This is a genomic window from Pseudocitrobacter sp. 2023LY-00077 (genome assembly GCF_055796175.1).
Genome location: NZ_JBSPEI010000054.1, coordinates 1 through 1,997, shown reverse-complemented (window position 1 = coordinate 1,997; position 1,997 = coordinate 1). Strand labels below are relative to the sequence as shown.

Here is a 1,997-nt window from a genome sequence, read left to right as displayed (position 1 = left end):
GCTTTATTGTAGGTGGGCCAGTTGGTGATTTTGAACTTTTGCTTTGCCACGGAACGGTCTGCGTTGTCGGGAAGATACGTGATCTGATCCTTCAACTCAGCAAAAGTTCGATTTATTCAACAAAGCCATAAAAACTTATCAACTCTCACATGAGCGCTGGGCAGTCAGACACAGGCTAGGGGCGAGCTGGCGTTCCTTGGGGAATTATTTGGAGTACAGTCTACGATTTGCTCAGTTGACAGATAAAGAACCTCGTTGTTCACGTATTGCTTTCAGAAGCAAAGAGGAACGACTGCAACAAGTTGAACTTGTTTTTGAAGCCATTGGCAGTGGCTTACGCTACCAGGAAACACTATGCATTCATGATGTAAATAACTCACCAATAATATTAACGCTTTCAAATATTCCTACACTTGATGTACTTATTCTAGAGGATGGATTCGCATTTACGGTTGAACAGTACCAGTTAAAATATTGCACGATCAAATTGATGACTGGTGAAAGTATATCTATTGACAATTCGCCCAAATATTCGCTAATGCAAAACTGGTGTCTCAATGATACATGGAAACGGCGTTGGGGTACCATCTGGAACTGTAATGCAATTGAATGTGCCCGAAGGCGTATTGCTGAATATTGGAAATGGGGCTTTTGTCTGCCGTTAGTGGGACGCCCCCCGTTATATTCACCATCGCGAAAAGGTATTCATCTGTTTGAAGCAAAACCGTTACGCTGGTTTATGACACGCCCATGGTGTCTGAATGTCCAGTTTTGGACGGCAATTTGGTCAGGACTGTTTATTCTCAGCGATGAGAATGTTTTGCAATGGCGCTGGAAAGAGCCACCACAACAAGACTAACTTCCATGAAGGCCGTCCGCTCTGAGCGATAAGCGGAAGTCTCAAATTTTCTTCCCCCGAGTAACTCAGTCCAGCATTCTTGTTTCATCAAGTCATAATCCGCGCGAGGAGGGATTGAACAGACCAGCTATTTAAGGGTTATGAATTCTCCATGATGGTCATGAACTCATGCCTGTAGTAATCCATAAATACTTGAAATTCTTCTAATTCTAACTCTCCAGATTCGACTAATTTAAACTTGTCTCTAAACTGTTTTGCCAGCAATTTGAGAGCCTCCACGTCCAATCTTTTATTATCGCTCATTGGCCCAAATGAAAATTCATACGAAATAGAGTTTATATTAATTTTATTCGTGGATGTCATTGATATTTTGCCATCCTTAGCGGGCTGACCGAACAAAATAATGTTCTTCAGATCTTTCTTATGCGCCTGCTTAAAGAAGCTGGAAGTAATTAAACCATCATAACCGCGATTTTTAATTTCATTTGCAAGCTCCTGACATAATGGATACTCAGATTCTCCGCTATAAACTATCTTCCTAATGAAGATCTCGATGCTTTCGAAAGGTGTCGAAGGTAACTCAGTTATATCTGTAATATCAAGTAATCGAAGTTCTTTTTTCACGAGGAAAGTTGCGAGAGCTATCCAATCAGTCAGAGCTACACGTATCTCATGCAAGCAAGTTTCAACCTCAAACCCACCATAAAAAACTTTTTCCCCAGATTTGTTAAAACGCCCCTCAGTTGGATTGGGATTTGAATCAAATTCATTTTCAAGTGCAGGTGGTAGTGAGTTTCCTTTTCTAGCTCTGAAAATCGTTAAGCCAGGTTCAAGTGTTACACTTTTACATGCACTTATTATTTCCTCCCAAATCTCTTTGCGTCTACAACCACTAACTTCGTCAATAACCAGCTCTTGATAGTTTGTAGTTGCCCCAATTTTATAAAGCGGGGGACCGTAATGGTAAAGAGGTAGAGGCTTATATTGACTCAGCAGTTCAATGTCATGATCTAGGGAAGGTGCGAACAAGTCCCTGATATGAGATCATGTTTGTCATCTGGAGCCATGGAACAGGGTTCATCATGAGTCATCAACTTACCTTCGCCGACAGTGAATTCAGCAGTAAGCGCCGTCAGAC

At 41.5% G+C, this 1,997-nt stretch carries 2 protein-coding genes; one reads left to right on the top strand and one right to left on the bottom strand.

What is annotated here, in order from left to right:
• The first annotated feature begins 235 nt into the window (after nucleotides 1-235).
• Nucleotides 236-859 carry a hypothetical protein gene (locus tag ACWWFX_RS25220; protein WP_473225100.1) on the top strand — a complete coding sequence of 208 codons (624 nt, stop codon included), beginning with the start codon at nucleotides 236-238 and terminating at the stop codon, nucleotides 857-859.
• Nucleotides 860-997: 138 nt separating this feature from the next.
• On the opposite strand, the gene ACWWFX_RS25215 is transcribed toward ACWWFX_RS25220, so the two are convergent.
• Complete coding sequence (locus ACWWFX_RS25215) at nucleotides 998-1,888, bottom strand: RES family NAD+ phosphorylase (RefSeq protein WP_473225099.1); 891 nt, start codon at nucleotides 1,886-1,888, stop codon at nucleotides 998-1,000.
• Nucleotides 1,889-1,997: the final 109 nt, after the last annotated feature.